Source organism: Fortiea sp. LEGE XX443 (genome assembly GCF_015206815.1).
GTDB lineage: Bacteria > Cyanobacteriota > Cyanobacteriia > Cyanobacteriales > Nostocaceae > Nostoc_B.
Map to the genome: position 1 here is coordinate 51,428 of NZ_JADEXZ010000017.1, position 24,340 is coordinate 75,767.

Here is a 24,340-nt window from a genome sequence, read left to right on the forward strand (position 1 = left end):
GCCTATTTACAGACTGTAAATTGAGCCAAAAGAGCGATCTGGATAAATTTCAATCACCAAATCAGCAACTGATGGCGATCGCAGCATTGGCTTGAGGAATAATTCTGGATGTAGCGATCGCCAAAAATAATTTACAAATTCGACAATTTGTGTATCACTCATCCCCGATTTGCCAGCAGCAATCATCTGTTGTTCCGCTTGTTTGCGCCACTCTAGGGAACTGCGATAATCGGTGGGATGCAGCAAAATTAAGCTGTCTAATCGCTGCCACAAGGGTAAATAATCGTTCAGTTGATGATTCATATCACGAGCAAATGCCTTGTCTGCTTCTGTAATAATTGGCAGCGGTGCTAAATTAAATGCCTCTGGGTTAATTGGTCGCACACCCACAAACCAGCCTTCAAATAATACAATATCTACGTCGGTGACAATTTCTGGTGTGGCGCGATCGCCTGCGCCTGCATGAGCAGATTTATCAAACCGAGGGACAGTTACAGAAGTCTCTCTCTGGCGAATTTGATCTAATACTTTTATACCTAAATCTACATCGTGGGTTCCCGGTGGCCCTCGCCAAATCAAGCGGGAGTCTTGTTGGAATAAAGCCAAGCGATCGCTATAAGTTTTATATAAGTCATCTAATGACCAACTCAGGGTGCGATATCCCAACTGCTGGAGAATCAAGGACAGAACCTGGCACATCGTAGTTTTTCCGGTTCCTTGTACTCCCAGGATTCCTTGGATTAAAGGACGGTTTAGCTGTTGACGCTGTGCTGCTAATTTCATCCCTAAAGGCAGCCATAAGTCCCATAACAGGATTAATTTTTCCTCAATGTCAACTTTGAGGTTAGTTTGGCAAAATTGCCGAAAAGCTGGCAGAACAGATTTGAGTAATTGCGATCGCTCTTGAATAATTACATCGACGTTAGTCGGTGTAATACCAAAAGCTTCTGCTCTTGAGAGATCAGTTAATTCTGCCACTCGTGCTTGCTGCCAAGTTAATTCTGGAATATCATCTGCTATAATTTCCCTGAGCCAAGAATACATTTACATCACCATCAATCAATTACGAATTTTCTAAGAGCCTAGCTTGAAGGCTTCAACAAATAAGCTGTAGGTGAAACCCACTTTTAGAAGATTCAGCGATTCTACCCAGAGCGCTCTCTTGGCAAAAAAGCTCTGACTATAAAATAGTCTGCTAGTAACCTCGGTTAACAGCACTAAAAATCCTGCCACAACAATGTCTAATTCTGAGCTTTGTCCCGCTATTGTAGAAATCGCTGTCCCTAGAAAAAATCCAAATAAAAAACTAATGATTAGTAGCGACAGTCGCCGCCAAGGATTGAGAAACAATTTTCCTAAGCTACTGGCAATAGCATCTAATAAATTATTGATTCGAGTGTTTTGCATCAATCAAATCCTCCCAATTATTTAGTTTAAAAGTTACCATTGCAGACCATATTTGAACAATGTGATGAATTGCTGTTGTATTTTATGTATTTATTAATAATTTATACTTTTAAATCACACAGTTAAAATTTTGTTGAATTAAATGTATATTTTATTACTTTTTTTGATGTTAGTGGGATTTATTGAAATGATGAATCATAAATTGTTAATAAATATAAATAATTTCTAGCCAATTTGTCTGGGGGTTTAATCACAGACACTCTGTTGTCGATAATACGCCAAAGACAAAAAGTTTTGCGTGTAATTTCACTGGTTTTTATTTATTTTATGTATTAAATATTTCCCATCATCACTGTTTTTTGAGTAAAAAGCAACGATATCATCAGGAATTGATCGCTTTTTTTGGTAAAAATAAAGGTAATTCTTAATATAAATGGTTTTTGAGAACTATGATAAGTATGATACACTGCATAACTCAATTTCACGAGATTCTATGCTAGACAAGTCAGCAACTTTCTATAATTCTGACAGCGGAGAATAGGCTAATATTTGGCCAAGACTACAAAAATACTTATTTCTAACCAATATCAAAATGAAATCTCAGGTGTATCGTAAGGCTGCTGTTACAGCTTGTACCTTGGGGCTGCTTGGATTGATAGTGGGATGTTTAGATTTAACTGTGTCATTTGAGACTACAAATCCTGACACATCTGACACAGCATCTACTGATATGCCTCAGTCAACAAGTAATTCAGAATTGCCTATTTTAGATGCTACAGCTACTTCGACGAGTGTTTCAAATACTACAACAATACCAGCTAACCAAGTAGAACAAAGCACCAGCAAAGTTGAGTCTATCTTGGTAAATCGTCAAAATGTGGCTGGTAGTACTAAAGCGCCAGGAACTTTGCGGATGAGTAATCAAACTGATCAGCCTGTGCGTCTAGCTTTACTAGCGAGACAATCAAAAGTTAAAGGTTCGACTAGTAGTAAAATTAACTACGACATTCCAGCACATTGGGATTTTGCACCTCAGGAAGGTAGTAATAAGGGTTTGCTGCTTTCTTTGCCTAATGGCAATTTAAAGCTAGAAAAAGGAGATATTTTAGTTGCTTTTGCCCAAGATGGTTCTCGACGCTACTGGGGGCCATATGTTGTGGGAGAAACTTCCCTACCAACGTGGAATGTCCAAACCAAAGAATGGCTGTTAGTACTTAGTCCATAGTCAAGAGTCTATCATTCATAATTTTTAGCTGACGACTAGTGCAAAGCAGAAATAATAAAGAACAAAATATCGCTAGTTAACGACTAACAACTATTGACTGTTCGACTAATAATCAAATGAGGATGAAATTGAGTAATTTCCACACTGTTGACCAATGGTTCAACAAGATAGCAAAGCGTCCAGCCCTAGCGGTGACTTTATCTGTTTTGTGGTTGATGCTGATTGGTTGGATAGGCTATGGGTGGAATTTAGGCAGTGTTGGCTTGATTGATGAAACAGAGCCGTTATTTGCTGAAGCATCCCGGCAAATGTTTGTCACGGGTGACTGGATTACGCCATTTTTCAACGGCGCAACTCGTTTTGATAAACCTGCTTTAATTTACTGGTGTCAAGCGATCGCCTATGCAATTATTGGTGTGAATGAGTGGGCTGTGCGTCTCCCTTCCGCGATCGCCGCAATAGCAGTGATTAGCTTGGCTTTTTATACTGTATATTGGCATCTGGCAAAGCAAGACACAGCCGAGCAGGTTGATCGCCCAACTCGTCGCTACTTAACAGCGGCGATCGCATCTGCTATGATCGCACTCAATCCAGAGATGATTGTCTGGGGAAGAACAGGTGTCTCGGATATGCTACTAACTGGCTGCATAGCATCTTCTCTCTTATGTTTTTTTCTAGGCTATGCAAAAAACAAGCAGGGGAGCAGGGAGCAGGGAGCAGAGGAGAAGATTTCCCTCTTATCTCCTAACCCTTCCGTTTCTGCTTCCCATTCCCTACTCCCTAATAAGTGGTATTTAGCTTGTTATGTACTAATTGCTGGGGCAATTTTAACTAAAGGCCCTGTGGGCATAGTCTTACCAGGGCTAGTTATTCTGGCTTTTTTGCTGTATTTGGGTAAGTTGCGCGAAGTTTTGCGAGAAATGCGCCCCCTGATCGGGCTACTGGTGATTTTTGCTTTATCAGCCCCTTGGTATGTATTGGTAATTTGGCGCAATGGCTGGAATTATATTAATTCCTTTTTTGGATATCACAACATAGAGCGTTTTACAGAAGTAGTTAATGGTCACCAAGGCCCTTGGTATTTCTACTTTTTGGTAGTGCTTTTAGGCTTTGCACCATACTCTGTGTATTTACCTGTGGCCTTCGCCAGACTAAAATTTTGGCAGCGATCGCAATGGCTGGTTCAAGAACGTTCTCAGCAATTGGGTTTATTTGCTTGCATTTGGTTTTTTGGGGTTTTTGGTTTTTTCACGATTGCTGTTACTAAACTACCTAGCTATGTTTTGCCGCTCATGCCAGCCGCTGCTATTTTGGTAGCCTTATTATGGAGTGATTATTTTCCAGCGCCATCTGCTTCTATTTCTCGATCGCCAGACAATTTTTTCCGGGTTAGTGGTTGGGCAAATGTCGGATTTTTTGCTGTACTATCAGCGGCTATATTTCATATCACCCAATTATTAGGCAATGATCAAGCTGCACCAAATTTCCGTCAAAACCTGCAAAATTCTGGTCTAGTACAACTAGGCGGTGCTATTTGCCTTTTGATTGCTGTGAGCTTGGCATTTTTGTTACTAACTCGGCGTTGGCGAGGAATTATTGCTGGGAATTTGTTGGGTTTTACCGCATTTTTAATTGTTGTTTTGATGCCTGCTATGTTTTTGATGGATCAAGAACGGCAGTTGCCTTTAAAAGAACTGGCTGCTGTTGTCGCTCAGGTAAAACAACCAAACGAAGAGTTACTTATGGTTGGCTTTAAAAAGCCTAGTGTAGTTTTTTATAGCCACAAACAAGTAAATTTTATCAAATTGACGACTGATGCTCTTGTGTATATCCAAAATCAAACGAATATTCCGGTAAAACCGTCTTCATTACTGGTTTTAGCGGAACATAGAAACCTCGTTAAAATGGATTTACCACCTGATAATTATGTAAATTTAGCCTCAAAAGGTGCTTATCAGTTGATTAGAATTTCTTTCAAGAAAATGAAAAATCAAAAGCCGAATATTTCCTAATTAACTTGATGGGAGACAACAATCAACTCTTTTCTTGCCGATGGTAAAATAAGGCTTGATTAATATGATGCAATAAATCTTCCATTGAGATCGAGCGAGGCAGAATCTCCGTGGCGATCGCACTGACAGATTTATCTACGCCATCTCGGCTGCTATTTTTGTGCTGTTCAATTTCTCCTAAACCATCAGTTCGGTAACGATCTGAACGCTGGTCAAGCACCAAAATAGGCGGTAAATTGAAAGATGAATCCTGTAATGCTTTGAGTGCTTTTAGTACGTCCTGATGAAGTGGGGATTCTCCTAAGCAAATTAGCAGCAAGTCCACCGTTTTGTGACGAATTTGTTGGTTTACTTCTGCCCAACAGCGCCCGATTGCGGCTTTCAAACCAGCTGTTTGTAGGTACTGAATTAAAGCTTGAAACCACTCAGTTCCCAATACAGCAGTTGTATTAGTCAGTGCGGAGTTTCTCAGGGTGCGGTAATTTCTCACCTGTTTACGCCTGATTTGGGGTAAATCATGCAGTGTTGTCAAATCCACCACTAAAATACTTGGTGGGCAACAAATACCAGAGGCAATTTGTAAAACCGACAAGAGTGGGTCTATTTTGTCAGTGCGACTTTTGTTGTTTTGGCCAAGTGGTATTAAGCAGGGAAATACTGAAAGCCCAGGTATCTGAGAAGCAGCCAAACTAGTAGCGACATCACAAGTTACCAATGGTAGAGCTACCAAACGGGGGTACTGAATTAATTGTTGTAAATAAGTTTGGGCTAAGGAACTTTCTACATCTAGTAAGATGACATCAAACTGCCATACCCGCGCTAAAAGTTCTGCTTGATCTAGGCTATCCACTTCGATAACCCGATGCTCTTGTAATGAGGGGTGGGGGTTGATAGATAGTAACTCTGGATTAACCAATCGGAGAATTCGCAATGGTTTGGTTTTGGCCATAGCTTGACTACAGTCAAGTTCTGACTGGGGAATTGTTGGTGTAGCACACAACTTTTCCAAAAGTGGTGCTAAAGCCTGATTTTCTATGGGTAAACTCAAGAAACCATCGGCTTGATTGGCAAATGCTTGCTCCTTTTCTGCTCCTGTGGCGGTGACAATCACGGGTATATGGCGCGTCGCTATGTCAGATTTCAATAAGGTTAGAACATCCCAACCAGAAAGTAATGGTAATAAAGGATTTAAAAAGACAGCTTGTGGTTGCAAGCGCCGCGCTTTTTCGACAGCTTCTGTACCTGAGCGAGCAATAATGACTCTGTAACCTAGACCTTTGATCTGTTCTGCCAAATCTTCAATATATCGAGCCACCGCCTCGACTACCAGCACTAGCCTTTGGGAGCAACCAGCGTGATGCTGAGTGGTAGTAGTAATAGGGGAATTTACGGAAATAGGAACTTTTTGGATGCCGATATTTTGCTGTGTTTCTGCTTCTTGGTTGCTGGTTTCGGAATCAGCAAAACCTGTGGTTGGGGGACAAGGTGGAAGCAATAGTGTAAATTGGCTACCTTTCCCTTCTTGGGATAAGAAGCTGACATCGCCTCCATGCAGACGGGCTAAAGCTCTCGTTAAAACTAGTCCTAAACCAGTCCCTTCAAATTGTCTGGTGAGAGGGTTTTCGAGTTGTTGGAATTTTTGAAAAATTAAATGTTGCTGGTGTTCGGGGATACCAATTCCTGTATCCCAAATAGTAAAGGCAATCCACCCTTCCCAGCGACTGACGCGCAAACCAATTTCACCAGATGTCTCAGTAAATTTAAAAGCGTTGGAAAGTAAGTGTATCAACATCTGACGCAAGCGCAATTCATCTGCCACCATTTGGTCTAACCCTGGTTCAATGGTCAAGGTGAATTGGGGTACTGATGAATTTGTCGCGGGTGCTTGGCTGGTGGGTAGGGTTTTGCTGTTTTGAGTGTGGATAGCTTTGACTTCCGATTGAGCGCGATCGCACACGGCACGAATATTGACGGGTGCAGGTGTCAGTTCCATCTGCCCCGTTTCCATGCGGGTCAAATCTAAAATGTCATTGACCACACTCATTAGGTGACGACCGCTTTGATGAATTAGTCCGGCGTAGCGGGCTTGTCGTTCGTTCAATTTCCCTAATTGTTGGTCTACTAGCAACCGTGATAATCCTAAAACTGCCGTTAGAGGGGTTTTTAGTTCATGACTAATACAGGCTAAAAATTCATCTTTTAAGCGATTGAGTTGAATCAAGTCAGCATTTTTTGCTGCCAGTTCTTTACACAGTTGTTGCTGTTCGGTGACATCTGTTGCCAATACCAACCACAGGTAATCCGAATTTCCTGGCTGGGCATTCAAAACTTTAAATTCTGGGCTATCTAGGAGAATTTTAGCAAATTGCCAGATTCTTTCTTGACCGTTTTGTTCTTCAACAACGCAGGTACAAGTCCCCATCTGACTATCTAAATAGCAGCGATTAAAGGTATTTGCGGGAGAAATTGATGATTCTTGTAGATGATTAACAGTGGGTGCTGCTGATGGCGATTGCGGGAGTAAATTTTTATTGGGTAAGGTTTCGTGCTTAACAGCCCAAGTATTCTCTACCGAATGCAGCTTCATTTGTGATGATGCGCCATCTTCACTATGTGCAACTCTCACTGCTTTTTGGCTGGCGTATTCTGGGTGTTTGTCCTGGGCTGGGGAAAGTATCGCTGCTACTTGTTGTCGCACGTCTTCAGGATCTTTCAAGACTCCCAATTGCTGCCACCAAGCTGGATTTTGTGTGACTATCTCACCCGTACTGGTTTGCAGCATCAAAGGCCAAGGCAATTGTTCTAGTAACTTGATCAGAGATTTGTGTAGCAATGGCTGACGTTGATTGGCTCTGGGCAATCGCCAGTGAGCTTTTAACTTCGACTCACTGCTTTTTGCGGTATCAAGATATTCTGGGTCAATCCTGCCAGATGCTCTCAAAGATTTAGAATATTTTTTGCCCGCTGTAGTTATGCCGGACTTTTCTTGGGCTAACAATCTCAATAAACGGGTGCTGTCCAGCAACCCTAAGAATTTGCCTTCAGCATCAATCAGCGTCCAGTTGACATTGTTGCTGGATTGGCTAGGATAATAACGCAAAAATTGGACAAATTGCTCGACGCGATCGCTTGCTGCTAATATGTGTAGTGGCTCAAAAGTGCTTTGCTTCCAGATTGACAGTGGCTGTTGTAATAAATTTAAATATTGATCTTCTGGAGATTCTGCCAACAGTTTTTGTGTTAACCGGGCTGAATTTAACAGCCCAATGGGTTCTCGCTGTTGATTTACTACTACTAGGCGATCGCACTGCTCTTGCTCAAAAATTTCTAAGGCCGCTACTAATGTACTTGTTTCACCGCATTTGGGTACGGTTGCTAGAAAGTTATAAAGCGGGTACTGTAGCATTGACATAAGGCTTTGGGGTTGATTCTTCCTCTAGCGGCATTTGGCTTTAGCATTGGCGATCGGGTAGATAGTGTTCGCGCTTGCAGTCATCTCCTTTAACAAGACTTATTTATCTCAACAATCCTTGTTTTAGCTGTAACACCATTGCCGTGGTTGGTCTGGTTATCTTAGATATAGCCTTGCTGGTTGACTTTAATTTTCTCAGGAGCAGTCTTTATTTTTGTCACTTTAGAATTTTTGGGAAATATCCTTACAGTGTTTTACTGGTATTGGAACTCCTCATTAAGGGTGACAGACAGCTAAGACAATTATGGCTCCAAAGATTCGCTTGAGAACCTTGAGGAATTATAATGATTTAGAATGCGCTCATACTTTAAGTTAGTTTAAGTATCCTACTCAAGGGGTGAAATCAAAAAAGCCAAATTTTGCATAGAGTATGCCTATGCAAATCACAGATCAATGAATGTATCCTCTACAACGAACACTACATCAACCGCTCAATAAATCCTCTTTCTCACTTGTTGTCTGTGGTTTTTGAGCCACTGTAGATATGTGTTTACCTAAAGTGCTACTTGAGAATAAACTAACAAATTGACTTATTATTAGTCAGGTTCCCTCAAGCTTTACTCAAACTCTGTTCAACGTAACCAACTTTAGTTGGAATAATTAAGCAAGATATTTAAGTATTTAAATGCTACTACCTATACTAATTTTTCAACCAAATGTTAAAGAAATTTTAGATAACCTAGATTGGCTAGGCATCCAATCACGATCCAACCTCAGCTACTCGTGCTTTTTTCAATCTCGTTTTGCCCAATTTAGCACATTATCTCTAGTTGCTCACACCACAGGTAGACTCTACTCCTTACTGAAATGGTGTCCAGCAAATCTTAATGAAAATTTTATAGCCAAATATTTTTACGTATTTGCGTGCCAGAAGCAAAAACCACAACAGGTTTTTCAGCAAATGACTCAAATCGATCAGCGAGTGTTGTTACAACAAATTAAATCTGATTATCGCCAGATTCTCATAAACTACTTTACTACAGACCAAACATTGAAAGAAAAGATTGATAAATTTATCAATACAATGTTTTATGCTAATATTCCTGTGCCTCAAATCATAGAAATTCACATGGAACTCATTGAAGAATTTTCTAACCAGCTAAAATTAGAAGGAAGGAGTGATGAAACATTACTAGACTACCGATTGACCTTAATCGATGTCCTAGCACACCTGTGTGAAGCTTATAGATGTGCTGTTTCTAAATAGTAAACTGCACCCATTATCCAGAATATATTCAACAGTAACGAACGACTATGTATTTATCTAAAATCAGTAACCCCGTACATTATTTTCATTTTTATGCTTGAGTTTGTACCTTTATGAATAAAGCCAGAAAAACATACGTTCTCAAGCTTTACGTCGCGGGAAACACTCCTAACTCAGTCCGCGCATTGAAAGTACTAAAAAACATATTAGAACAGGAGTTTCAAGGTGTTTATGCGTTGAAAGTAATTGATGTAATGAAAAACCCCCAACTGGCAGAAGAAGATAAAATCTTAGCTACACCAACACTATCAAAAATTTTGCCACCACCCGTTCGCAAAATCATTGGTGACCTGTCAGACAGAGAAAGAGTATTGATTGGATTAGATTTGCTGTATGAAGAACTAAGTGAAGAAGACTGGGAAGAGTCTCATAACTTTTAATCTAATTTTTTTTAGCAACTTTAGTAATAAAAAAACCGGGTTAAAAACCCATTTATGATCTAGCAATGAGTGAAACCGAGCAAAAAGAGCAAAACCATACACCGATTGGGGGTGTAGAAAAAATTCGGACAATGATAGAGGGGTTTGACGATATTAGTCATGGTGGTTTACCCGTAGGGCGAACTACCTTGGTCAGCGGTACCTCTGGCACGGGGAAAACTTTATTCTCTCTTCAGTTTCTTTATAACGGAATCACCTACTTCGATGAGCCAGGAGTATTTGTTACCTTTGAAGAATCTCCCAGCGATATTATCAAAAATGCCCATATTTTTGGTTGGAACTTACAACGTTTAATTAATGAAGGCAAGTTATTTATTCTGGATGCTTCTCCCGATCCTGAAGGTCAAGATATTGTCGGTAACTTTGACCTTTCCGCATTAATTGAGCGTTTGCAATATGCCATTCGGAAATACAAGGCCAAACGAGTTTCAATTGACTCAATCACCGCAGTATTTCAACAGTATGAAGCTGTCGGAGTGGTACGGCGAGAAATTTTTCGGCTTGTAGCCCGGCTCAAACAACTGAGTGTCACCACCATTATTACCACCGAACGGGGTGAAGAATACGGGCCTGTGGCATCTTTTGGAGTCGAAGAATTTGTTTCGGATAACGTGGTAATAGTGCGGAATGTATTAGAAGGGGAGCGTCGTCGTCGCACGACGGAAATCCTCAAGTTACGCGGTACAACCCACATGAAAGGTGAATATCCTTTTACAATTACCAATGCCGGAGTCAACATCTTCCCCTTGGGAGCAATGCGCTTAACTCAAAGGTCTTCTAATGTCCGCGTTTCTTCGGGGGTTAAAACGCTAGATGAGATGTGTGGTGGTGGTTTCTTCAAAGATTCGATTATTTTAGCAACAGGAGCTACTGGTACAGGTAAAACACTACTTGTGAGTAAATTCATTCAAGAAGGTTGTATCAAAGGTGAACGCGCAATTTTATTTGCTTATGAAGAATCACGCGCTCAACTATCACGCAATGCTTACTCTTGGGGAATTGATTTTGAGGAATTGGAACATCAAGGTCTACTCAAAATCATTTGTACCTATCCCGAATCAACTGGCTTAGAAGATCATTTGCAAATTATTAAGTCAGAAATTGCTGATTTTAAACCGGCAAGAATTGCCATTGACTCACTTTCAGCCTTAGCGAGAGGAGTGAGTAATAATGCTTTTAGACAGTTTGTGATTGGTGTAACCGGTTATGCCAAGCAAGAAGAAATTACTGGTTTTTTTACCAACACAACTGACCAATTTATGGGATCTCATTCAATTACTGATTCCCATATTTCTACAATTACTGACACAATTTTGATGTTACAGTACGTAGAAATTCGTGGTGAAATGTCGCGGGCAATTAACGTATTTAAAATGCGAGGTTCGTGGCACGATAAGGGAATTCGTGAGTATAATATTACGGCTGACGGGCCAGAAATTAAAGATTCTTTTCGGAATTATGAAAGAATTGTCAGTGGTGCGCCTACCCGCGTTAGCGTCGATGAAAAGGCGGAACTTTCTCGTATAGTCAAACGTTTTGAAGACAAACAGAGTTCCGATTCCTAAATTTGGTATCGTGATATATTCCTTCTTCAATTTAGTATCGTGCTATATTCTGTGGTGAAGAAAAGGTTTCTGCCGCTAGATTGATTTTCGTGTGAGGGGATGCGGTGAAAGGACAACAATTATTTCATACTTTCTTACCTGGCGTAACAGCAGCGGTATTAACAACCCAGCCCGCTTGGGCTGGAACAGTAAAGGTAAGTAGCATACAGCAAACGTCTTCTCCTAGTGTCTTGACTTTCAATGAAAGTCACAACTTGGTGGCGGACAATACTAATATGCAACTGCCTAAAACTGCAAACCAGATTTTCCCAGATGCAGTACTTAATTCTGAGTTGAGTACATTCAATGTGCCAATTTTAAGAAATAATAGTAACCCAGGCATCTTGACAGAAAATACTGGTGTACCGCTTACGCAAATAGCTCAGAAAAATCAAGGTAGTTTTGTCAGTTTGACACCTGCCTTAAATTTTTCTCAAAATTCAGAACAGCATAATTCTAGTAAGATTCAAAAACGAAAGAAATTAGCTACTGTCTCTGGGCTGAAATTAAATAATACAGTTGTCAATTTGGCTACTTCCCAACCTGTTTCTATTCAAAAAACAACAGTATCTCTATCTACGATTAAACAGCCAGCAGCGCCAAGTCCAAATTTAAAAACGCATCTGCCAGCAGTTATACAAACGGCAGTTAAGGGTGCAGGGGCAGCTAAATTGTTGGCTGTGGGAAGTTGCTCACAGCAAATGGGTTTATCCAATACTTTGTTTTTGTACTCTACAGGTTGTGAGCAGTCCAAATTGACTGGACAACTGACTGCACAAAATAACATTTCAACACCTGAGACGACCTCAACGCCAGAACGCACTGAAGTGGCGCCTGCTTCCACTACTGTGCCTAGTAATCCTGGTGCTGTCCAGACGGAGGTGGAAGCAGGCGATAATCCGGCTCCATCTGGTGCTGTAGAAGTTCCAGAAAACCTCATACCTAGTTCCAATCCCTTGCAATTTCCTACAAAAGCAGAGGACGTGACCGTTCAAGGCAATCAACCGATTACTTTAGAACAGGCTTTGGAGTTAGCACGGCGGAACAATCGGGAACTACAGATATCTGTATTGCAGCTAGAACGTAGCCGAGCAGCTTTAAGGGAAGCCCAAGCAGCCCTATATCCTAGTCTGGATCTGAATGCGGATATTACTCGCTCTCAGTCGGCTTCTGGTCAGCTTCAGGATGAGTTAAATAGAGGAGCAGGGTTAACATCTAACCAAGATGAGCCTAGTACAGGTTTTAATGGTCAAGCCCAGTTGACTTATAACATTTACACTTCCGGAAGTCGGCGAGCCGCGATCAGAGAAGCTGAGGAGCAGGTACGTTTCAGTGAGTTAGATGTAGAGCGGCAATCGGAGGAAATCCGCCTGAATGTCAGTACAGAGTATTACAACTTGCAAGGAGCAGATGAGCAAGTACGTATTGCCCAGTCAGCAGTGGAAAATGCCCAAGCGAGTTTGCGAGATGCTGAAGCCTTAGAGCGTGCTGGAGTTGGGACTAGATTTGATGTGTTGCGATCGCAAGTGCAGTTAGCAAATACTCAACAACAGTTAACTAATGCTATTTCACAGCAGCAAATTGCCCGTCGGCAGTTAGCAACTCGCTTAAGTTTGCCACAAACAATAACTATTAGTTCAGCAGATGCTGTGCAACTAGCAGGTTTGTGGAACAGGTCATTAGAAGACAGTATCGTCCTTGCTTTTCAAAATCGTCCAGAACTACAACAGCAATTAGCTCAACGTAATATCAGTGAACAACAGCGTCGGCAAGCATTAGCAACGAATAGGCCACAACTGAGTTTCATTGCTAACTACAACCTGCTGGATCAGTTTGATGATAGCGTCAGCATTACGGATGGTTATTCTTTTGGGCTGAGAGCCAGCTGGAATATCTTTGATGGTGGCGCAGCACGAGCTAGAGCATCTCAGGCAAAATCTAATATCGCGATCGCCGAAACACAATTTGCCGAGCAGCGTAACCAAATCCGCTTTCAAGTAGAACAAGCTTTTTCTACCCAGCGAGCTAATTTAGATAACGTTCAAACTGCTAACACTGCTTTAGAACAAGCCAGAGAAGCTCTACGTCTGGCACGTTTGCGATTCCAAGCTGGTGTGGGAACGCAAACTGATGTGATCAACTCAGAAACTGACTTAACAACGGCGGAAGGTAATCGAGTCACAGCCATCTTGGATTACAACCGTGCTTTGGCTCAATTACAGCGTGCAGTTACTTTCAGGTCATTTCGTTAATTAGTTAATGGTCATTAGTCATTAATCAATGGTCAATTGTCAATAGTTGTGAGTCTTTTTGACTTTAGACTATTGACTTTAGACTATTGACTTTAGACTGTTGACTATGGACTATTGACCGTCGACTATTTATGACTCAAGTTACATCACAAGAGATTGCCTTATTTCGTTCTCAGTTAGTAGATGATCCTGTAGCTATGGAAGCACTGGATTTGATTGAAGACTGTGAAGGAGATTTAGAAGATGCAGCCATGACACTAGCTATAAAAGCAGGACAAGAACCAGAAAGGGCAAATGCTGAATGGTTAGACGCTTTGGCGAAAAAATGGCGTGGGGTGATTTGTGAATCAGAGTTTAGAGAAGAATTGCTCAATAACTCTATCTTAGGGATGATGGCACACATCAAAACAATACCAACTTTCCCGAAAATTTTGGCAACACCAGTTTTAATCTATGCCTGGAAGCAAGGTGTGAACAATTTTTGTGAACCATTGGATTCGATTAAGAAGTATGAAGTATGAAGTGCGAAGTGGGAAGTTTTATCGTTCTGCCACCTGCCTTTTGACAAATGACTGATACCCTGGTAAGTGAGGTAAAACCTTTCTCAGACAACTGTTGTTAGATACATGAATTACCTAGTTGCCGTATTATCAGACCGCATCCAAGCCGAAGCTGCTTATTTAGCTTTAGAAAAAGACAGCATTAATAGCACAATTATAGGTAGGGGTTATAAAACTGCTGACGAGTTTGGTTTAATTGATCCCAAAGAGCAAGCTAAAAAGCAAGCACAGTTGATGGCATTTTGGCTAATGCCATTTGGCTTTTTTGCAGGTTTTACCTTCAGCGTCATCACTGGTTTAGATACCTTTGCCTGGGCGGGTGAAATTGGCAATCACGTCGTTGGAGGACTACTGGGGGCTGCTAGTGGTGCGATGGGGGCTGTGTTTGTTGGTGGTGGAGTTGGGATGTTGGTGGGGAGTGGTGATGCTTTACCCTACCGCAATCGCTTAGATGCTGGAAAATACTTAATTGTGGTTCAGGGTTCTGAAACTTTAACTCGGCAAGCAACTCGGATATTACGTCAGTTTGAACCTGAAAATATCCAAGGTTACGCTGAAGGGAAATAAGTATGAAGTATGTAGACGCGCAGCGGTGAAGCAGTGCGTTGGGCGGGTTCCCCGACTTGAAGCAACTGCTGAACCCGAAGGGCTTGCCACAGGCTAGTGTGAAGTACCTTCTGCTTCTCTAATCAAAAACAAATGACAAACGACCGTTGACCATTGATCTTAATAATGTTGCCACGAGAAGAACTTTTAAAGGGTGTAGAAAATCGAGATAGTGTTGCTCGCGTTATCGATCAGGCAGAGCAAGCCATCAAAACTTGGGAAGTGGTTTTGACGGATTTTTTATCTCCTCCAGAATTGGCAGAAATTCAGCGGGTTTTCAGCCGCTTGACAGAGGTGCAGTTGCTGGCGTGGGGTGGATATCCTCAAGCTGAACGGCAAAGAATGGCGATCGCTCGTGGAGAAATCCCACTCGATCAATCACAAGTCGCTCTTGTTGTCCTGGAAATTGCGGGCAATTTTTTATTTGATACTGCCACCCACCGTGACTTTTTAGGTGCAATGTTGGGAACAGGAATTGTGCGCGAGAAGACGGGGGATATTGTTGTTCTGGGAGAACGAGGCGCACAGGTAATTGTTGCGCCAGAAATAGCAGAATTCTTAGAAATGAACCTGCAACAAGTGCGATCGGTTCCTGTGAAAACCCAGCAGATTGACATTAGCGAGTTAAAAATTCGGGAACCGAAGAAAAAAGAATTAACTACCGTAGAGGCTTCTTTAAGATTAGATGCGATCGCCAGTGCTGGTTTTGGCATGTCTCGCAGCAAAATGGTTGATTTTATCGATGCTGGCGATGTGCGCGTTAATTGGAAGGATATTACCCAAGCAAGTTTTCAATTAAAATCCGGCGACTTAGTTGCGATTCGCGGTAAAGGACGTTTAGAAGTTGGAGAAGTTGCGATTACTAAAAAAGACCGTTACCGTATTCAACTCACTCGATATATGTAAAAAATGGGCATTAAATTTTATTTATGTCTCTTTTAAGGGCAGCGAAGGTCATCACGTTCTTTTCCTAATAAATGGGATACCTCAGTCATAATAAGCTAATCGTCATTTAAATTGCACCATTTTTATGGCAATCAAAGCTGCAAACCCTCTCCCTTGCTCCCTGCTCCCCTGCGGACTCAATATGCAAATTAAATGCTTAACAGCTTATGTCTCCAGTTCGACGCTCTTGTTACAGAATATTAAGTCGGACATCGCCTCATATTATACCTGTTACATTGCAACATCCTTAACCGTTACTGCTGACTAATTTTTCTCCTTTGAGCATTCTAACAGCGGCTTCGAGTAAAGCTTCTTCCAGATAAGGTTTCGTGAAGTAGCCACTAGCACCAAGCTGAATAGCCATTTGTCTGTGTTTGTCAGCACCACGCGAGGTGAGCATTGCTATCGGCAAGTGATTGAGGGTGGAGTCTTTTTGGATGCGTGATAGTAACTCCAGTCCATCACAACGAGGCATTTCTATATCACAGAATACGATGTCGCAAGGCAACCCAGAGCGGAGTTTATCCCAAGCTTCTTGGCCGTCACGAGCCTGTTCAACGCGATAACCTGCTTTGTTAAACGTCAGAGACAGCAACTCTCGGACTGTAATTGAGTCATCAACAATCAGCACAGTTGGATCAATTTTCTCAGCCTTAACTTCTACAGTGTTAGGCGGAGCTTTTTGCTGCCAAGGACTGCCACCAGCATGTTTAGATATCCGTCCTTGGAAGATGTCAATAATTTCTAACACATCAGCAATTGGCATAATTCGACCATCACCAAGAACTGTCGCACCTGCTACACCAATGGGTTTAGGTGCTGGCCCTTCAAATTGCTTAATTACAATTTCTTGTTCGCTGAGTACGAGGTCAATTTGTAAAGCGATTAAAGTATTCCCCGATCGCACTACTACCACAGAAACTGTATCGTCATCACGAGTACCGCCGTAAACGTTACCGCGACTCAATTGGCGATTGAAGGATAACAAATCTTTCAGAGGCCGGAATGGTAGGACTGTATCGCGCCAAGAAATAAATGATTGCCCATCAGCATTATGTTGAATATTTTTCGCGGGGATATCCAAAGTATCTTCCACTCCATCCATTGGGAAGGCAATCCGCGCTTTATCAGAAACGCAACAGAGAGCTTTACAAATACTTAGAGTGAGTGGTAGACGAATGGTGAATGTCGTTCCCTTACCAATTGCTGAATCTGTATTCACAGTGCCGCGAATTTCGCTAATCTCGGAACGGACAACATCCATCCCCACACCACGACCAGAAATTTCGTCGGCTTGATCTTTGATACTAAAACCAGGCTGGAACAGCAGGTCATAAACTTCCATTCGGGATATGCCTCTTGCTTGCTCTGGTGTAATCATTCCGACCTTCACAGCCTTAGATTTAACTCGTTCTGAGTCAATACCTGCACCATCATCACCCACAGAAATTACAGTCTGATTACCTTGGTGAAAGGCGCGGATTGTAATTTCTCCCACAGGCGGTTTCCTTGCGGCTTGTCGTTCTTCTGGGGTTTCGATACCATGAGCGATCGCATTATTCAACATGTGGGTTAGTGGATCGGTGAGATGATCTAAAATCATCTTGTCAATTAAGGTATCACTACCTTCAATCACCAACTCTACTTGTTTACCGCATTTGATGGCGTTATCGCGCACACCACGCCGCAATCGGTCAATTGCCTGAGAAAACGGCACCATGCGAGCGCGTGTTAGACCTTCTTGCAGTTGAGTTGTTACCTGACGGAATTGCCTGGCAACTCGCTCAGTTTCTTCGGTTACAAAGTCAATGTCACTCGCCGATTCCCGCACTCGCACAATCAATTCAATCATTTCTTGAGACAAGGTGTGGAACGGAGTAAACCGATCCATTTCCAGTTCGCTAAAACCCCTGTCTGTATCATGTTCTGGAGATGGGACGTGAACTTCTTTCTTGGTGCGGCTGGCCAGTAGAGAAGCTTCCAAAAGCGATCGCTCATATAACTCTTGCATTCTCGCTCCCACGTCCGACAGCTGTTGCACTTGAATTAACAAGTTATCTAGTGACTGTCGCAGTCGTTCATGATCCTGCTCTAGGGTGTTGCGATTAACAACCAATTCCCCAACTAAATTGCTCATGTCGTCCAGTTGCTTGACTGGGACTTTCATCGTTTCTTCAAATCTGGCATTACGACGAAGGGTAGGACGAGGAGTTTTACTGGTGTTTTGTTTGACTGGTGACGCGTGAGAGATAGTTTTATCTACTTCCGCCAGCAGTTTTTCTAAATCACTAAATTCATCTTCTATCTTTGATGATGAAATAGTTTCGCTGGCAGGGTGATTATTTGCTGTTGGCGGAAATTCTGGGATGTAGGTGTTGTGAACTACTGGTGATGGCTGGTGATTATTTCCGCCGAGTAATGCTTCGAGAGCCGCAAAATCTTCGGCAGCGATCGCATTAGCATTATTTGGTGATTCCTCACCTAATAATGCTTCTAAATCAGCAAATTCATTTTCTTGCTCAGGTGTAGTTGTGTCTTCTGTTGGCGATACAATATCTGATTCTGGGATGCCAACATCAGCATTTTCCACCTCAGCTATTGGTGTATCGGCTAATGTCTCACTAATTTCTAATAATAATTCTGGAGAATCTGCTGTTTCTCTTAATATATCAACAGCAGCCGTCTCATTAATATTTTCATAAATTTCTAATTTTAATCCTTCCTCGTCAGCACCCATATCTGCCATTAGTGCTTCTAGACTGGCATCTGTAGATGGGTTAAATTCGGTTAAAAATAACTCAAAATTCTCAGCAGATGTTGGTTCTGCCACTTCAGTGTTGTCAGTGTTATCTATAACTAACAAATCATTGAATAAATCTTCAGCAACTGGTAGTTGCGAAAACTCAATAATTTCTGTTTCCGCAATTAACTCATCTAAACCGGCATCTGGTTGGCTAATGTCTGTGGCTAACAACTCATCCAATAAACCCAAGTCTGCATCTTCAATAACTACAGGTTCAGGCTCAGATGCGATCGCTTCTGTATTATTCTCAGCCGTTTCCGAAAAACTGATATCTGCAAATAAATCCAAGGAGGGATTATCTGAATTATCTAATTGAACATGGATGCCATGAATTTTTGTCTCTAAATCTGCCAAAGAAATTGGTGCATTTACTGTGTCTAGATCATCAAAAAGATTCAGTTCTAGTTCTCCAAAAGTTTGCGAAGCATCTAGACTAGAATCTTCTGGCGATTGCTCAGTAAATTCTGGAGTAAAATCTAAAGCCTCTGGCTCTTGGGCAAAATTGTGGATTTCTGGTAAAGATACACTGCGATCGCTAAAAGTTGGAGCCGTTAATTCCCCAAACAAATCCTCTGGAGTATCTGAAGGCAAATCTATATCTGGTTGGAGGAATGTTAGCTCAAAATCGTCTCTATAATCTTCTGTAACAAAGGAATTAGATTCCTGAATATCACCAAAAATTTCACCAGAAGCCGCCGCCGCAAATAAACTTTCCTCTAAAGCTTTGGCTACATCCTCTTCCAAAACAGGATCAAATTCTGGCTGTGGTTCTGCTTCGTTTTCAGAATTCCAGAAGCTATTTAAATCCTCGTCTGTCTGAGATAAATTTGTTGCAGTTACAGGTGGAGTATCAAATAAATTACCAATTTCTGATTCACCTGTAGGTATGAGTGCATTTTCTTCATCTCCAGCAAATAAACCGTCTAAAGACAAGGCGTTTGGCAGAGAAACTTCTATCTGCGGCTCTGCTACATAATTGTCAGCATTAGTTTGCTCTAAAAGACTTGTCTCTGTAGTTTCCAGGAATAATTCATCCAAAATGCTCTGTTGAGTAGCCGAAACTCCAGTGCTGGGAATAGCCTCAATTTCTGGTTGAGCTACTTCGTTGACAGGTGGTGATTTGCGATCGAGTGTCAGTGCTGATAAATCATCTACTGTATCCTGGCTGTTTGTTTTAACAGGAGAGTGCTGGGTTTTATTAGGAATTTCGGCTGAATTTGTTCCAACGTGTGGTTTTAATTCCTCTTGTTCCAAGAAATTGTCGCCAAATAATCGTCCTAGGTCTTCTGTTGTGCTAATACTAACAGCTGGCTCATCAGAGCTTGTATCTTCATCCAGCAACAGAAAATCTGCCAAATCACTATCAACATCTTCTGTAGTAATTTCTGTGACATCTATTCCTAAGTCATCGACAGCAGTAATATCGAGAATTTCCTCTTGTTGCCAAGTTTCATCTAATTCCGGCGTTTCCCCTTCAAATAAGTCAGCTAAAGTATTTAACTCTGCTAATCCTACTTCTGGCCCGTGATGATCAATACGGCCAACAGCCAGAGGCGCATCTTCTCCACCAAAGAAAGAGTTGGCTGCATTATCTCTAGCAATATTCTGCTCTTGATTCAGTTGCTCGGTTAAATCAGTCAGGCTTGTAACGCTATCTGCTTGCTGCACACTAGCAATGAGGGAAAGTTCCTCATCAGTTTTGACGCTGCTGACAACCGGAGTTTCTATCTCCGCAGTCGGCTCATGATCAAATAAATCTAAAGAGAAGCTCAATGAATCCAGTTCAGGAAAACTCAGGAGTGTTTCTAGTTGCTGACTAATTGCAATTTCGGCTTCCCTGCCTTGGAGAATTAATTCTTGAGCTTGTTTAATTTCAGTAATGACAATTTTAGCTAGGGTAAGATAAGTATTTTCGCTATTGCAGATCGCATTTGCGGCTGCTTGACACAACCCAGACCAATTGGGAAGATTCCATGTTTGTCCAAGTTTTTCCAACTGACGACAACACTGCTGAAGATTTTGCCGTGATTCGGGTGTTGCCTGTTGCTTAAAAAGTTGCAACATTTGTCGTAGAGCTTGTAATACCTGGGTTTGAAACTCGCTCCAATTATCACTTTTTGAGACGATGACTGGTGCTGGAACTTCCTGAAATGAACCAGATAAGGCCACTGTTGCTGGTTTTTGGCTATCTTCTGTCGCTGTAGAAATATCCGTTCGCCAGAAAATCTCTGTCAGCGAACCGACGCTCTCTGTTGGCAAGGGTTGTAGCATTGTATCACTATCGTCTGCTAGGCCATTGTTGCCTTTTTGTACCAGCAGTTCTAGATGATCATTTAGCCATTTAAATACTGGTTCAGCTTCCGACATCAAAGTGTTAGCAGCTTCTTCCGACAGTCCAAATGGCCCGCTCAAATTTTCTAATAAAGCCTTAAGGGTATCAGCTACACCCAGAAACAAAGACTCTAACTTTTCATCAACTCGAACCGGACACTCTTTGAGTACTTTGAAGCAATCTTCTAGACGATGAGCCGTGTGCTGGATACTACTCAGACCCAGCATAGCCGCACCTCCTTTGATGGAGTGGGCTGCCCGAAAAACTTCGTTAACCATTTCCGGGTCGTTCAAGGTACTTTCAAGATTCAATAACCCCTGCTCAATGGTGTTCAGGTGGTCTCGTGCTTCTTCAATAAAGTAACCCAATATCCGCTGTTGTTGTTCGGGCAGCATAATTAAAGTTCTGAGTGCTGAGTGCTAAGTGCTGAGTTTGATTTCTTTTGTCATTTGTCCTACCCTGCGGTTACTCCTGCGGAGAACTCGAAGAGTAGCCGCTGGCGCGCCTATGTCATTTACGAATGACCGATGACGACTAATGACAATGACTACTTTGATTCGAGGGTATCCACGCGGAAACGCTCAACTGAAGAAATTAAGTCACGGGACACTCCTACAAGGTTTTGCAGTGCGCCAGAGACTCGCTGTGCTTCCTGGGAGGTTTCTTGGGCTGTGAGTTCTACTGATTGCATAACATGAGCGACGGCGCGGGAGGTTTCCGTCTGTTCCACAGTATCACTGGTAATTGAGCGCACCAAAATATCAATGCGATTCGCTACTTGAATAATATTTTCGAGCGATCGCTTGGCTTCTTCAGCCAGTTTTGTGCCTTTAATTACCTGTTGTGTGCCTTCTTCCATTGCGGTCATTACTGAGCCGGTTTCACTTTGGATTTGCATCACAATCTGTTCAATTTCCTTTAAGGATTTGGCAGATTTGTCTGCTAACTGACGGACTTCATCAGCAACGATCGCAAATCCCCGTCCGGCTTCCCCTGCCCGTGCTGCTTCAATACTGGCGTTGAGTGCTAGTAAGTTGGTACGGGAGGCAATTTGGGAAATTAAGGCGACAATCTTAGAAATTTCTTGGGAAGATTCCGCCAACCGTTTGACTTTGCGAGTAGTTTCTGCTACTGTTTCTCGAATTTCTAAAATCCCGGCTACCGTGTTTTCTACGGCTTCTCCACCTTTGAGAGCGATCGTACTCGCATCGCGGGCGACAGTTTCGGCTTCCCGCGCGGCTTCTGCTACCCGCTGAATCGAATCTGTCATCACCTGCACGGAATTTAAGGTGACACCTAATTCTTCGGCTTGTCGCAAAGCATCACTAGATAAGGCTCTAGCAAAAGTTTCCGAATTGGTAGCACCTTTAGTTACTTCCCGCGCTGCCACTTTTACCTGCTGCACAATATCCCGCAAGTTTTGAATTGTCAGGTTAAAAGCATCAGCAACGGCTCCGAGTACGTCGGCTGTCACCTCAGCTTGTACTGTCAAATCCCCTCTGGCAGCCCCTTCCACGTCGTCCAGCAAGCGAATTACTTGCCGTTGCAGATTTTCTTTGGCTTCTTCTTGTTCATCGGCTTTGCGTTGGGCTTCATTGGTAGTTGTAAAAATTACCCGTGCCATTTCGTTAAAGCCAGTGGCTAACAGCCCTAATTCATCCTCGGAATATACGGTGGCTTGGACATTTAGATTACCTTGGCGCACAGCATCAAACTGACTTTGCAAATCCTTCGTAGTCCGGCGAATTTGCTTGAGGGTAAGATTGCCCATAAAAGCAGCGGTAGCAAACCCAGAAATCCCGGCAGCGAGGGACATTGCCCAACCTGTGTTGCGGATGGATGTTCGCTGTTGTGGTGGCGAAAATGAAGTAGCAGTAAAGCTCACGGTAGCGACAACTAGGGCGGAGAACACACCCACAGTGCCAGCAACCAATAAAGGCTTCATATCCAAAGAAGCATTTTCTAAGGGTGCTAACCAGCCTTGCTCAACACTGGCAACTGGTTCTAGTTTTGAGACATCGGTTTGAGTAAATATTGGGACTGCTTCTTGAGAACCCGTGATTGTAAACAGTTCCTCATCGCGATCGCTATTGGCAGTAGTTTCTGTAAATTTACCGCGAGGAATGTTACCAGTTTCCAATGGGCCAGATAGTACTACATCCCCAAAGCTAACGTCTGCATCTGCTAAATCAAACCCAGGAATGTTGCCAAGGTCGTCAAATTCATCAAAATCATCAAGAAACTCGATATTGCTTTTAGAATTTTCACTACTGAGCATACCGTTGGTATCTTCATCTGAGCCAAAGGCAGACTCAAATGCTTCAAAATCAAAGTTATCATCACCATCAAAAGAGTTGGTGTCTAAAGTTGCACCAGCTTTCAGTGGAGTGTTCTGCAAAGAAAAATCTTCGTCAAAAGATGAGTTTGCTGTTGCAGAATTATCGGGAAATTCGATTTTTTCTAACCAATTACTGGATTTTTCAGCAAATAAATGATCTTGATTTGTTTTTGTGTCCACATTCTGGATGCCCTCTGGCGCTTTCGGGAAGGTTTCATCCAGAATACCCATTTTTAATTCCCCATTTGCCATACTTGGCTGGGAATTCTTTTTTTCTAATAAAACTTCTGGTGAAGTATCTAAACTATTACTTGTGAGAGAATTAGCTGGTACAAAAGGAGAATCAACACTGTTGCTATCAAAAGGCGATCGCTCAACACTAGAATTTGCTCCACTATCAAAGGAGTTACTCGTGATGTCTAGCTCATCTAAATTGAGTGCTGATACGTCTTCTTGCCAAAAAGCTGGTAAATCTAATGCTATTTCATCTTTCGAGTTAGCATTCAGTTTTTGAATATTGTCATCTTGATTCAGGGCAAAAGGATCATCAATAAAAGATGGTGATTCTTCAACCGTTTTCTTAATTACAATACTATCTGTGGGAATATCAAATGGATTTCCCGATGAATGAGACTCTTCAAAGCTATTTAAATCAAAGCTTTGGCTATCTAGGTTAGCAAATGCTCCTAAATCTTGTAAGTCTGATGTATCCAGTTCTGAAGCATCAGAGATACCTGTAAAGTTTATTGACTCATCAAGCTCAATTGGGGTAGCTCGTCTTTCTAGTGGCTGGAGATATTGATTGATATTCTCCAGACCATTTTTGGCAAAACTAATGATTTCTGGTTCATCCGTCAAATTTAATACTTGTTGGTATTCTGCTTTTGCAACATCGTACTGCTGCAAAACGTAGTAGATGTGACCCCGCAACAAATGGCAGTTGGGGTCATCTGGTATATTCTGCACTACCTGATCGACTAAGGTAGCTGCGAATTCATAGTCTTGTTGCGCGTAGGCTGTACAAGCCTGCTGATATGTTTCTAGATAATCATCTATTGTTGCTGCCATTTGCTCCCT

At 42.1% G+C, this 24,340-nt stretch carries 14 protein-coding genes; 9 read left to right on the plus strand and 5 right to left on the minus strand.

Annotation, left to right across the window (positions count from 1 at the left end; genetic code table 11):
- Positions 1-6: 6 nt before the first annotated feature.
- Positions 7-1,044, minus strand: coding sequence for a glycerate kinase (locus IQ259_RS09310; RefSeq protein WP_193883926.1), 1,038 nt, complete (start codon positions 1,042-1,044; stop codon positions 7-9).
- Positions 1,045-1,074: 30 nt separating this feature from the next.
- Positions 1,075-1,407 (minus strand): DUF565 domain-containing protein, encoded by a 333-nt coding sequence (locus IQ259_RS09315; protein ID WP_193883927.1) that lies wholly within the window; start codon positions 1,405-1,407, stop codon positions 1,075-1,077.
- A gap of 592 nt (positions 1,408-1,999) precedes the next feature.
- Here IQ259_RS09315 and IQ259_RS09320 point away from each other — a divergent pair.
- Positions 2,000-2,632 carry a hypothetical protein gene (locus tag IQ259_RS09320; protein ID WP_193883929.1) on the plus strand — a complete coding sequence of 211 codons (633 nt, stop codon included), beginning with the start codon at positions 2,000-2,002 and terminating at the stop codon, positions 2,630-2,632.
- Positions 2,633-2,748: 116 nt separating this feature from the next.
- Entirely contained in the window at positions 2,749-4,644 is a 1,896-nt protein-coding gene (locus IQ259_RS09325; protein WP_193883931.1) for a glycosyltransferase family 39 protein, read from the plus strand.
- A 22-nt stretch (positions 4,645-4,666) separates the two neighbouring features.
- On the opposite strand, the gene IQ259_RS09330 is transcribed toward IQ259_RS09325, so the two are convergent.
- Positions 4,667-8,056: an ATP-binding protein gene (locus IQ259_RS09330; protein WP_193883933.1), complete on the minus strand. Its 3,390-nt coding sequence runs from the start codon at positions 8,054-8,056 to the stop codon at positions 4,667-4,669.
- A 685-nt stretch (positions 8,057-8,741) separates the two neighbouring features.
- On the opposite strand from IQ259_RS09330, the gene IQ259_RS09335 reads away from it, so the two are divergent.
- The 7 genes from IQ259_RS09335 to IQ259_RS09365 all read left to right on the plus strand — a co-directional run bounded on the left by IQ259_RS09335 (position 8,742) and on the right by IQ259_RS09365 (position 15,751).
- The gene (locus IQ259_RS09335; RefSeq protein ID WP_193883935.1) at positions 8,742-9,323 is read left to right on the plus strand and encodes a KaiA family protein; all 582 of its coding nucleotides are present in this window, start codon (positions 8,742-8,744) and stop codon (positions 9,321-9,323) included.
- A gap of 113 nt (positions 9,324-9,436) precedes the next feature.
- On the plus strand, positions 9,437-9,763 hold the full coding sequence (gene kaiB / locus IQ259_RS09340; RefSeq protein WP_193883937.1) for a circadian clock protein KaiB: 327 nt from the start codon (positions 9,437-9,439) through the stop codon (positions 9,761-9,763).
- A 65-nt stretch (positions 9,764-9,828) separates the two neighbouring features.
- Complete coding sequence (gene kaiC / locus IQ259_RS09345; RefSeq protein WP_193883939.1) at positions 9,829-11,388, plus strand: circadian clock protein KaiC; 1,560 nt, start codon at positions 9,829-9,831, stop codon at positions 11,386-11,388.
- A gap of 104 nt (positions 11,389-11,492) precedes the next feature.
- Positions 11,493-13,679: a TolC family protein gene (locus tag IQ259_RS09350; RefSeq protein ID WP_193883941.1), complete on the plus strand. Its 2,187-nt coding sequence runs from the start codon at positions 11,493-11,495 to the stop codon at positions 13,677-13,679.
- A gap of 131 nt (positions 13,680-13,810) precedes the next feature.
- The gene (locus IQ259_RS09355) at positions 13,811-14,200 is read left to right on the plus strand and encodes a hypothetical protein (protein WP_193883943.1); all 390 of its coding nucleotides are present in this window, start codon (positions 13,811-13,813) and stop codon (positions 14,198-14,200) included.
- Between the two features lie 105 nt (positions 14,201-14,305).
- On the plus strand, positions 14,306-14,806 hold the full coding sequence (locus tag IQ259_RS09360) for a hypothetical protein (RefSeq protein ID WP_193883945.1): 501 nt from the start codon (positions 14,306-14,308) through the stop codon (positions 14,804-14,806).
- Between the two features lie 165 nt (positions 14,807-14,971).
- Positions 14,972-15,751, plus strand: a complete 780-nt coding sequence (locus IQ259_RS09365; protein ID WP_193883947.1) for a photosystem II S4 domain protein — start codon at positions 14,972-14,974, stop codon at positions 15,749-15,751.
- Between the two features lie 286 nt (positions 15,752-16,037).
- Here IQ259_RS09365 and IQ259_RS09370 read toward each other — a convergent pair whose 3' ends face one another.
- Both IQ259_RS09370 and IQ259_RS09375 read right to left on the minus strand, forming a co-directional pair.
- The gene (locus IQ259_RS09370) at positions 16,038-21,320 is read right to left on the minus strand and encodes a response regulator (RefSeq protein WP_193883949.1); all 5,283 of its coding nucleotides are present in this window, start codon (positions 21,318-21,320) and stop codon (positions 16,038-16,040) included.
- A gap of 152 nt (positions 21,321-21,472) precedes the next feature.
- Entirely contained in the window at positions 21,473-24,331 is a 2,859-nt protein-coding gene (locus IQ259_RS09375; protein ID WP_193883951.1) for a methyl-accepting chemotaxis protein, read from the minus strand.
- Positions 24,332-24,340: the final 9 nt, after the last annotated feature.

Coding starts and splice junctions, on each gene's coding strand:
- IQ259_RS09310 (WP_193883926.1), bottom strand. CDS start 1,044: ATGTATTCTTGGCTCAGGGAAATTATAGCAGATGATATTCCAGAATTA.
- IQ259_RS09315 (WP_193883927.1), bottom strand. CDS start 1,407: ATGCAAAACACTCGAATCAATAATTTATTAGATGCTATTGCCAGTAGC.
- IQ259_RS09320 (WP_193883929.1), top strand. CDS start 2,000: ATGAAATCTCAGGTGTATCGTAAGGCTGCTGTTACAGCTTGTACCTTG.
- IQ259_RS09325 (WP_193883931.1), top strand. CDS start 2,749: ATGAGGATGAAATTGAGTAATTTCCACACTGTTGACCAATGGTTCAAC.
- IQ259_RS09330 (WP_193883933.1), bottom strand. CDS start 8,056: ATGTCAATGCTACAGTACCCGCTTTATAACTTTCTAGCAACCGTACCC.
- IQ259_RS09335 (WP_193883935.1), top strand. CDS start 8,742: ATGCTACTACCTATACTAATTTTTCAACCAAATGTTAAAGAAATTTTA.
- kaiB (WP_193883937.1), top strand. CDS start 9,437: ATGAATAAAGCCAGAAAAACATACGTTCTCAAGCTTTACGTCGCGGGA.
- kaiC (WP_193883939.1), top strand. CDS start 9,829: ATGAGTGAAACCGAGCAAAAAGAGCAAAACCATACACCGATTGGGGGT.
- IQ259_RS09355 (WP_193883943.1), top strand. CDS start 13,811: ATGACTCAAGTTACATCACAAGAGATTGCCTTATTTCGTTCTCAGTTA.
- IQ259_RS09360 (WP_193883945.1), top strand. CDS start 14,306: ATGAATTACCTAGTTGCCGTATTATCAGACCGCATCCAAGCCGAAGCT.
- IQ259_RS09365 (WP_193883947.1), top strand. CDS start 14,972: ATGTTGCCACGAGAAGAACTTTTAAAGGGTGTAGAAAATCGAGATAGT.
- IQ259_RS09370 (WP_193883949.1), bottom strand. CDS start 21,320: ATGCTGCCCGAACAACAACAGCGGATATTGGGTTACTTTATTGAAGAA.
- IQ259_RS09375 (WP_193883951.1), bottom strand. CDS start 24,331: ATGGCAGCAACAATAGATGATTATCTAGAAACATATCAGCAGGCTTGT.